General features: G+C 70.1%; 9 protein-coding genes. 4 read left to right on the forward strand and 5 right to left on the reverse strand.

Annotated features, from left to right (window positions below):
• Window positions 1-1,146, forward strand: a 1,146-nt coding sequence (locus VF794_RS02970) for an ATP-binding protein (RefSeq protein ID WP_331107494.1), incomplete at its 5' end; no start/stop codon positions are given.
• Window positions 1,143-2,603 carry a sigma-54 dependent transcriptional regulator gene (locus VF794_RS02975; RefSeq protein ID WP_331107495.1) on the forward strand — a complete coding sequence of 487 codons (1,461 nt, stop codon included), beginning with the start codon at window positions 1,143-1,145 and terminating at the stop codon, window positions 2,601-2,603. The genes VF794_RS02970 and VF794_RS02975, both read left to right, overlap by 4 nt.
• Here VF794_RS02975 and VF794_RS02980 read toward each other — a convergent pair.
• Entirely contained in the window at window positions 2,600-3,931 is a 1,332-nt protein-coding gene (locus tag VF794_RS02980) for a replication-associated recombination protein A (RefSeq protein WP_331107497.1), read from the reverse strand. The genes VF794_RS02975 and VF794_RS02980 overlap by 4 nt on opposite strands.
• A gap of 101 nt (window positions 3,932-4,032) precedes the next feature.
• Here VF794_RS02980 and VF794_RS02985 point away from each other — a divergent pair, with 101 nt between their 5' ends.
• Together VF794_RS02985 and VF794_RS02990 are read left to right on the forward strand one after the other, a co-directional pair.
• Window positions 4,033-4,878, forward strand: a complete 846-nt coding sequence (locus VF794_RS02985) for an NAD(+)/NADH kinase (RefSeq protein ID WP_331107499.1) — start codon at window positions 4,033-4,035, stop codon at window positions 4,876-4,878.
• A gap of 6 nt (window positions 4,879-4,884) precedes the next feature.
• Entirely contained in the window at window positions 4,885-5,655 is a 771-nt protein-coding gene (locus VF794_RS02990) for a YdcF family protein (RefSeq protein ID WP_331107501.1), read from the forward strand.
• A 3-nt stretch (window positions 5,656-5,658) separates the two neighbouring features.
• Here VF794_RS02990 and VF794_RS02995 read toward each other — a convergent pair whose 3' ends face one another.
• The 4 genes from VF794_RS02995 to VF794_RS03010 all read right to left on the reverse strand — a co-directional run.
• A complete protein-coding gene (locus tag VF794_RS02995; RefSeq protein WP_331107503.1) occupies window positions 5,659-7,326 on the reverse strand; it encodes a bifunctional UDP-sugar hydrolase/5'-nucleotidase in 1,668 nt (555 codons plus the stop codon).
• A 123-nt stretch (window positions 7,327-7,449) separates the two neighbouring features.
• Window positions 7,450-8,196, reverse strand: coding sequence for an MBL fold metallo-hydrolase (locus VF794_RS03000; RefSeq protein WP_331107505.1), 747 nt, complete (start codon window positions 8,194-8,196; stop codon window positions 7,450-7,452).
• The gene (gene coaD, locus VF794_RS03005) at window positions 8,193-8,690 is read right to left on the reverse strand and encodes a pantetheine-phosphate adenylyltransferase (protein WP_331107507.1); all 498 of its coding nucleotides are present in this window, start codon (window positions 8,688-8,690) and stop codon (window positions 8,193-8,195) included. The genes VF794_RS03000 and coaD overlap by 4 nt, the downstream gene beginning before the upstream one ends.
• Window positions 8,690-9,451, reverse strand: a 762-nt coding sequence (locus tag VF794_RS03010; RefSeq protein WP_331107509.1) for an MFS transporter, incomplete at its 5' end; no start/stop codon positions are given. The genes VF794_RS03010 and coaD, both read right to left, overlap by 1 nt.

The raw sequence follows: 9,451 nt of genomic DNA on the forward strand, positions 1-9,451 counted from the left end.
CAGCAGAACGAGGAGCTGCGGCGGCTCAACGCGGAGCTGGAGACGCGTGTGGCGCTGCGCACCCACCTGCTGAGCCAGGCCAAGCGCGAGTGGGAGCTGTCGTTCGACTCCATCGAGTCGCCCATGGCCGTGGTGCGTGCCAAGGACTACGGGGTGCGCCGGGCCAACCGCTCGTACACGGACCTCGCGGGCAGCAGGCTCGCCGAGCCGCTGTCGGAGGAGGGCGGTGGAGAGCAGCACTGCCACAAGCTGCTGTTCGACCGGGACACGCCCTGCGCGGGCTGCCCCATGCCCGAGGCCATGGAGAGCGGCCGGGGTGCGCGTGCCGAGGTCTCCCAGCGCGGTCGCGTCTACGCGGTGGCCGCCTATCCGCTCACGGGCGAGGGGCGGGCGGTGTGCTCCTACCGGGACATCACCGACGAGCGCGAGTTGACGCGCCGCTTCATCGAGACGGAGAAGATGGCGGCGGTGGGCCAGCTGGCCGGCGGCGTGGCGCATGAGATCAACAACCCGCTGGGCGGCATCCTCGCCTTCGCGCAGTTGATGAAGCGCGACGACGGCCGCACGGCCTCCGACCTGGAGTCGTTGGATCTCATCGAGGAGAGCGCGCTGCGCTGCAAGCGCATCGTGGAGAGCCTGCTGAAGTTCAGCCGGCACAGCCGCACGGAGGATCGCCGCGGCTTCCAGCTCAACCGGTGCGCGGAGGACTCGGCGGTGCTCTTCGGGGCGCAGCTCAAGTCCTACTCCAAGGTGCGCATGGAGCTGAAGCTGGCGCCGGAGCTGCCGGAGCTGTTCGGAGATCCGGGGCAGCTGTCGCAGGTGATGCTCAACCTGCTCCAGAACGGCCTGCACGCGCTGCCGCCCGAGGGTGGCGTGCTGACGCTGGAGACGGGGAAGGACGGCGACCGCTGCTTCTTCCGCGTCATGGACACGGGCACGGGCATCGAGGAGCGCTACCTCACCCGCATCTTCGATCCAGCGTTCACCACCAAGCCTCCCGGCCAGGGCACGGGCCTCGGGCTCGCCATCGCCTACCGGATCATCGAGGACCACGGCGGCGTCTTCAAGGTGGACACCAAGGCGGGCGAGGGCTCGCGCTTCACCGTCTTCATGCCCATCCCCCTTCAGCTCGAGAGGTTGCCTTGAATCCGCAGCCCCCTGCCAAGCGCGCGAAGGTCCTGGTCGTGGACGATGATCCGATCGTCCTCAAGGCGGTCACGTCCATCCTCAAGCGGGAGGACTACCAGGTCGTCTCCATCGACGATGCCGTGGAGGGCCTGACGGCGGCGAAGGATCCGTCCGTCGACGTGGCCGTCCTGGACATCAAGATGCCCAACCTGTCCGGCATGGACCTGCTGCGCGGTATCAAGGCGGCGCGTCCGGACGTGGAGGTCATCATGATGACCGCCTTCGCCACCGTGGAGACGGCGGTGGAGGCGGTGAAGGCCGGCGCGTACGACTACCTCACCAAGCCCTTCGAGAACATCGACGAAGTGAGCATGACGGTGGCCAAGGCCGCCGAGCGCAAGGCCCTGAGGGACCGGGCCCGCGCGCTGGAGGAGGCGCTCACCGCCCGCAACCAGTTCGAGGAGCTCATCGGCCAGTCGTCGCAGATGCGCGCCGTCTTCAAGCTGGTGGAGACGGTGAGCCACTCGACGGCCACGGTGCTCATCCAGGGCGAGAGCGGTACCGGCAAGGAGCTGGTGGCGCGGGCCATCCACTACCGCAGCGCGCGCAAGGACAAGCCCTTCGTGGCCGTCAACTGCTCGGCGCTGTCGGACACGCTGCTGGAGAGCGAGCTCTTCGGCCACATCAAGGGCAGCTTCACCGGCGCCACCTCCAACAAGAAGGGCCTCTTCGAGGCGGCCGACGGCGGCACCATCTTCCTGGACGAGATTGGCGACGTGCCTCCCGCCACCCAGGTGCGCCTGTTGCGCGTGCTCCAGGAGGGCGAGGTCAAGCGGGTGGGCGCCAACGAGCCGGTGAAGGTGGACGTGCGCGTCATCGCCGCCACGCACGTGGACTTGAGCCGGGCCAAGGAGCAGGGCAAGTTCCGCGAGGACCTGTTCTACCGGCTCAACGTCATCACCATCGACCTGCCGCCGCTGCGCGATCGTCCCGAGGACGTGCCCCTGCTGGCGCACCACTTCCTCAAGCTGTACGCGGCGAAGGTGGGCCGCAAGGTGACGGGCTTCACGCCGCGCGCCATGGAGGCCCTCACCTGCAACCGGTGGACGGGCAACGTGCGCGAGCTGGAGAACGTCATCGAGCGCGCCGTGGTGCTCACCTCCAAGGAAGTGCTGGACGTGGATGACCTGCCGCCGGGCTTCCAGGATGCCCCGCAGGCCGGCGCCCAGGTGGAGGTCTTCAGCCTCGCGCACCTGCCGTACGCCCAGGCGAAGCGGCTGGCCATGCGCGCCTTCGAGCGGCGCTACCTCACCGCGCTGCTCGAGAAGCACAACCACAACGTCTCCAGCGCCGCGCGCGCCGCGGGCGTGGATCGCTCCAACTTCCGCCGCCTCCTCAAGCAGTACGAGGTGGCCGGTCGCTCGATGAAGCGCTCCAAGGAAGACGACGACGACGCGCTGGACGCCGCGTCCTAACCCTCCTCGCCCGGCTCTCGGGGACGACCCGAGAGCTGGCGTTGGATCTCCTCGTAGCGCTCGGCCATCTCCCGCTCGAAGCCGTTGCGAGAGGGCTGGTAGAAGCGCCGGCCGCGCATCGCGTCGGGGAGGTAGTCCTCGGGGACGTAGTTGCCGTCGAAGTTGTGCGGGTACTTGTAGCCGGCCCCGTACCCGAGTGACTTCATCATCTTCGTGGGTGCGTTGCGCAGGTGCATGGGCACCGGCTGGGGCCCGCCCTCGGTGACGGCGGCGCGCGCCGCGGCGTACGCGGTGATGACGGCATTCGACTTGGGCGCCAGCGCCAGGTACGTCACCGCCTGGGTGAGGGGCAGGGTGCCCTCGGGCAGGCCCATCAGCTCGAAGGCCCGCAGCGCGTCCACCGCCACGCCCAGCGCCCTCGGGTCCGCGTTGCCGATGTCCTCCGAGGCGAAGATGACCATTCGCCGGAAGATGAAGACGGGGTCCTCGCCCGCCTCCAGCATGCGCGTCATCCAATAGAGCGCGGCGTCCACGTCCGAGCCCCGCATGGATTTGATGAAGGCGCTGACGACGTTGTAGTGCTCCTCGCCGGCCTTGTCGTAGAGGAGCGTCTTGGTCTGGAGGGCCTCCTCGGCGATGGCCTTGTCCACCCGGGTGCCGCCGTGCGCCGCCGCCGCCTCCAGCGCGGTGAGGGCCTTGCGCGCGTCCCCGCCCGAAGCCTGGACGATGAAGCTCAGCGCCGCGTCCTCCACCTCCACTTTGCCGTCCAGCCCCTTGGGGTCCGCCACGGCCCGGCGCAGCAGCGCGACGAGCTCCTCCTCCTCCAGCCCGCGAAGGGTGATGACGCGCGTGCGCGACAGGAGCGCGGCGTTCACCTCGAAGGAGGGGTTCTCCGTGGTGGCACCAATGAGGGTGACGGTGCCCTTCTCCACGTGCGGCAGCAGCGCGTCCTGCTGCGCCTTGTTGAAGCGGTGGATTTCGTCGATGAAGAGCAGGGTGCGCTGCCGGTTCATCCTCCAGCGCTCCTGGGCGCGGGCCACCGTCTCGCGGATGTCCTTCACACCCGAGAGGACGGCGGAGATCGACTCGAAGGCCGCCCCGGTGGATTTGGCGACCAGGTGGGCGAGCGTCGTCTTCCCCGTCCCGGGGGGGCCCCAGAGGATGAGCGAGGGCACCTGGTCATGCTGGATGGCGCGGCGGAGGAAGCGTCCCTCGCCTGTCAGGTGCTCCTGGCCGACGAACTCCTCCAGGCGGGCGGGGCGCATCCGCTCCGCCAGGGGGGCCAGGGTGGCCTCATCCTTCCGACTGGCATGCTCGAAAAGGTCCATGGGGGAATCCTGCCGTCCGGGGAGCACTTGTCACAGGGTCATCGAAGCGGTCATTTCGTCCAGCGCCGCCCTGGTCGCCTGGACTAGAACCCAGGCTTATCGTGCAGACCCTGCTGCTCGTTGCGAAGAAGGACAAGCCCGAAGCGGCCGAACTCGCCGCCCGGATCCGGGAGCGCTACCCCTCGCTGGAGGTGTTGGGCGACCGGCTCCTGGCCCACGTGCTCGGCTGGCCGAGGGTGGACGACCGCGAGCTGGCGGCCCGGGCGGAGCTGGTGGTGGTGCTGGGTGGCGATGGCACCCTCATCCACGCGGCCCGGCTGCTGGATGGACGCCCCACGCCGCTGCTCGGGATCAACCTGGGCAGCCTGGGCTTCATGACGGAGATCCCCGTGGAGGAGCTGTTCTCCACCATGGACGAGGTGCTCGCCGGCCGGTTCAAGATGGACTCCCGGATGAAGCTCTCCTGCCGCCTGGTGCGCGAGGGCCGTGTGGTGGTGGAGGACGAGATCCTCAACGACGTGGTCATCAACAAGGGGGCGCTGGCGCGCATCGCGGACCACGAGGTGTCCATCGACGGGGTGCCCATCGCCACGTACAAGGCGGACGGCGTCATCCTGGCCACGCCCACCGGCTCCACCGCGTACTCGCTGTCGGCGGGAGGGCCCATCGTGCACCCCTCGGTGGACTGCACGGTGCTCACGCCCATCTGCTCGCACGCGCTCACGCACCGGCCCATCGTGGTGCCGGCGGATCGCACCATCCGCATCGCCCTGCGCACCGAGACGGCGGACACCTTCCTCACCCTGGACGGGCAGACGGGCCACAGCCTCCAGTGCGGGGACAGCATCGAGGTGGTGCGCTCACCCAATCGGGTGAACCTGGTGCGCAACACCCGCGTGGGCTACTTCTCCATCCTCCGGCAGAAGCTCCACTGGGGCGAGCGGTAGCGCGGCGTGTTCGTCTTCCTGTCGAAGGTGCTGGACCTGCTGCTCGCCCCGCTCACCTGGGGCCTGCTGCTGGTGGGGGTGGGCGCGCTGCTGCGCCGCGGGCGGGCGCGGCTGGGGACGTGGCTTCAGGTGCTCGGGCTGGGCGTGTTGTACGCCTTCTCCACGGAGCCGATGGCCAACGGCCTTCAGCGGTGGGTGGAGGAGGGGGCGGTGTCCACGTACCGGCCCGGCGAGGTCTACGACGCCGTCATCGTGCTGGGCGGGATGGTGGACGCGGATGCCACCCAGCGCTCGGGCCTGCCCGAGTACACCCTCGCGGTGGAGCGGCTGCTGCGCGGCTTCGAGGTGGTGCGGGAGGGGAGGGCGCCCCAGGTGCTCATCTCGGGAGGCACGCTGGACACGCGGCCGGGGGCGCTGGTGGAGGCGGACATCCTGGCGAAGCAGCTCCAGCTGTGGGGGATTCCACCCGAGCGCATCGTGGTGGAGGGTCGCAGCCGCAACACGCGGGAGAACGCGCTGGAGTCGGAGCGCCTCATCCGGGAGAAGGGCTGGAGGAAGCTGCTGCTGGTGACGAGCGCGGCGCACATGCCCCGGGCGCTGGGCACCTTCGAGGCGGTGGGGCTGAAGCCGGACACGTTGGTGGTGGACGTGCGCGCGCATGAGTGGCACCCGAGACTCGCGTGGTGGCAGCCGAGGGCCTCCAACCTGTCGGCGGGCACGGACGCGCTGCGCGAACTCTTCGGCCGCTGGGTGTACCGGATGCGCGGCTGGGCCTGAGTGTCAGTGCGCGGCCCGCGCGGGAGCGGTGCAGGCCGGGGCGTCCTTGTCGTCCTTCCGGGCGAGGTCGGGCGAGCCGCCGCGCAGCCGCACGATGCGGCCGTCGGTGGCGGGGGCGATGGACTGGGCGGAGGCGAAGGCGTCGCGCAGCACGTCCTGCGTGGCGCGGCCCTTGTCGGGCGAGACGTGGTACCTGGCGCCCTTGAACATGGAGTATCCGTCACCGCCGCCGGCCATGTACGAGTTGGTGGCGAGCGTGTACGTGCGCTTCGGGTCGAGCGGCTGGCCATTCACGGTGACGCGCACGATGCGGTCGCCCGCGGGGCGGCATACGTCGAAGGCATACTGCATGCCGGAGACCTGGGGGAAACGGCCCGGGTCCGTCTCCTCGGCGCTGCGGCTGACGCCGTGCTCGAGCGCCTGGCGCAGCACCGTGCCCGTCACCTCGATGCTCACCACCGAGCCCGGGAAGGGATGGATGGCCAGCACGTCGCGCCGGGTGAGCGGGCCCGGCCGCACCATCGAGTCCGAGCGGATGGAGCCTCCGTTGAGCAAGGCCGTCTCGGCGCCCGCCGCCTTGCGATAGGCGTCCGCGACGAAGGAGGCGAGGTTCGTCTCGTGCACGCGGTTGGACTTCTCGCTGGCGTCCAGGGGCACGGTGGTGCGGCCCACCGTCTGGGAGAGCTCGGCCAGCAGCGTGTCGTACTCGCGCATGGCGGCGGCGAAGGCGGGGTCCTCGGGCACCTCGGAGGACACCGGCAGCACGTCGAAGTCCATGCTCTTCAACTTGCGGCTCTGGGTGCCCACGTGCAGGGTGACGCGGCCCAGCTCACGCGCCTCGGACGACATCTTGACGATGGGCGTGCCGTTGGACACCGCCTGCATCAGCTCGTGCTCGTGGCCTCCGATGATGAGGTCGATGGGCGCGCAGCGGGCGAGCACCTTGTCCTCGGCCACGAAGAGGTGCGTGAGGGCGACGACGACCTGGGCGCCCTGCGCCCGCATCTGCGGCACCAGCTCACGCGCCTTGAGGCACGTGTCCACGAAGTACACGTCCGGCCCTGGCTTGGAGCTGTACTTCGTGCGGCCCAGCAGCACGCCGAAGATGCCCACCTTCACGCCGCCCACGTCACGGATGACGAAGGGGGGGGTGTCCCCAAAGGTGCGGTCCGTCCGCCTGTCCATCACGTTGGCGGCCAGCCAGGTGAAGCGCGACTCCTTGATGCGCTGGCTCAGCACGTCGGGGCCGAAGTCGAACTCGTGGTTGCCGAGCACCGCGAAGTCCACGCCCAGCGCGTTCCACGCGTCGATCATCTGCTTGCCCTTGTGGAAGGTGGACTCCACCGAGGGCGACAGCGTGTCACCGGCCATGAGGAACAGCGTGTTCGGAGACTCGGCGAGCACCCGCTTGCGCAGCGTGGACAGGCGCGCCAGCCCGCCCCGCGCTCCGTGCTCCACCGGGGTGAACTGGTACACGTCGTTGACGTGCAGCAGCGTGAGGGTGACGGTGGGCTCGTCGTCCCCCGCGAGCTCGGTGGCCGCCTCCCAGGAGTGCTTGGGCTCCGCGACCGGGGTGGGGGCGGGCGCGCTCCGCGGCAGCGAGGCACAGGCGGCGAGGAGCAGGGCTGCCAGGGACGGGGCCAGGGGGCTCGGGCGTGACGGAAAGGACATGGGGGCTCGTCGGGGGGTCGAATCTCCCACGTCCGTCGAGGTTGTGCATCTCTTCGCGTGGCACGCTCGTGACGCGGTGTGGCAAGGCTCGCTCTCCTCCTTGCCCAGGGAGCGGGTGAGGCTTCACACGGAGTAGCGACGCCCCTGCACGAGCGGTTCGATGTTGCTCGCCTTCAGGTCGAAGTCATCCGGGTAGTGGATGAGCCGCATCTTCGCGCGCAGCTCCGCGGGCAGCGCGGCCAGCTTCTCGTAGGGCGTGTGCACGCCGTGGTTCGTCTCGTGCACCACGAGGTCCGCCTCGGCCAGCCACTGGATGAGGCCCTCGTCGAAAGCGGTGTCCGCGCTGTAGCCCAGGCTCCGCCCGCCGGCGCGGATGCGCAGGGCCGTGGTGGGCAGGTGGTGGTAGGTGCGGCGGCACTCGATGGAGAACGGCCCGAAGCGCACGGGTTGCCCGGTGGAGAGCGCGGTGTGCTCGAAGTAGTCCTCGAAGCCGTGTCGCTGGGGCTCGCCCCCAGGCTTGCGGATGAGGTCCTCCATGCCCGCCGCGAGGTGCCCGTCCCACAGCCGGTGCGTCACGTCCGGGTGGGCGAGGATCCGCAGCTTCCGCTTCAGCACGAAGAAGGAGAAGTAGCCGAGTCCCTCCACGCCCGAGCTGTGGTCCGCGTGCAGGTGCGTGAGGACGAGCCCCGCCACGCGGTCCGCGTCCAGCTCCACGCCCGAGGACTGGCTGGCCTCACGCATCATCTTGCGGATGGGGTGCGGGCAGTCCACCAGCAGCACCTGCCCCTCGGCTTCGAGCGCCAGGCACGAGGAGTAGTTCAGCGCGGAGAAGGCATCGCCAACGCCGAGGGTGAGGAAGGACAGGCTCATCTCGGGCTCCGGAGGGTAGGGCTCAAGCGCTGCTTCAGCTTCGCCGCGACGGCCGGTGGGCAGAAGTCCGAAACGTCCTCGCCGCGCGCCAGCTTCTCCTTGAGTCGACTGCTGCTCACCTCGGCGAGGTGGGCCTCCGCGGGGAGGAACAGCGTGGCGAGGTCCGGGGCGAGGGCGCGGTTGGCCTGGGCCAGCGTCGTCTCGAACTGGGCATCCGTGGCGCCTCGCACCCCACGCAGCAGCACGCTCGCGCCGATGGCCCGCGCGTACTCCACGATGAGTCCCTCCGTGCTGGCCACGGTGACGTTGGGGTGGAGCGCCACCACCTCGCGCAGCAGCTCCACACGCTCGGTCACGCCGAGCAGGGTGCGCTTCTCGGGGTTGATGGCCACCACCACGACGACGTGGCCGAAGAGGCGCGCGGCCTGGCGGATGACGGAGAGGTGGCCGGCGGTCACCGGGTCGAAGCTGCCGGCATAGACGGCGATGGTCATCACGACACCTCCGGGTGTGCCCCGGACACGAGCGTCCGGGGCGGATGGAAGGTGAGGGCCACCCAGGCCACGGCCACGGCGCAGACGACCGCCGAGAGCGTGAAGTGCCACGCGTAGCCGAGCGCCTGGGCGGTGAAGCCACTCACGGCCGCCGCGGCGATGCTGGCCACCACGACGACACAGGCCTGCACCGTGTAGTCCGAGGCGGCGTGCTCCGGACGGCAGCTCTCCATCATCACCGTGAAGAGGGCCGCGGTGGCCATGCCGCTCGTCAGGTGCTCCACGCCGCACACGAGCGCCAGCACCGGCACGGAGGCCCCGCGCGTGGCCAGTGCATAGAGGAGCACCGCCGCGGCCTGAAGGGTGCCGAAGAGGAGCAGCGCGCGCCGCCGTCCCAGCCGGTTGACGAGCGCCCCGCCCAGCAGCGCGCCGAGGAGCCCCGTGGTGAAGCCCACGAACCCGAGCATCCAGCCCACCTGGGCCAGGCCCAGCCCCACGTCGACGAGGAAGGTGCGCAACATCCCCGTCGCCATGTGCTCGCCCGCCTTGAAGAGGACGAGCAGGGTGAGCCACGCGCACGCGCCAGGGCGTCGCACCCAGTACAGCAGGGATTCGCCCAGCCAGCGCCCCGTGCCCGTGCGCGGTGGGGTGGGGGAGGGGGGCTCGCGGAAGAGCGCCACCGGCACCGTGGCCACGAGCAGCAGTATGCCCAGGCCCACCAGGGTGGGGCGCCAGCTCAGCGCGTCGAGGAGGATGAGCAT

This window comes from Archangium sp. (genome assembly GCF_036389735.1).
GTDB lineage: Bacteria > Myxococcota > Myxococcia > Myxococcales > Myxococcaceae > Archangium.

Coding starts and splice junctions, on each gene's coding strand:
- VF794_RS02980 (WP_331107497.1), bottom strand. CDS start 3,931: ATGGACCTTTTCGAGCATGCCAGTCGGAAGGATGAGGCCACCCTGGCC.
- VF794_RS02995 (WP_331107503.1), bottom strand. CDS start 7,326: ATGTCCTTTCCGTCACGCCCGAGCCCCCTGGCCCCGTCCCTGGCAGCC.
- VF794_RS03000 (WP_331107505.1), bottom strand. CDS start 8,196: ATGAGCCTGTCCTTCCTCACCCTCGGCGTTGGCGATGCCTTCTCCGCG.
- coaD (WP_331107507.1), bottom strand. CDS start 8,690: ATGACCATCGCCGTCTATGCCGGCAGCTTCGACCCGGTGACCGCCGGC.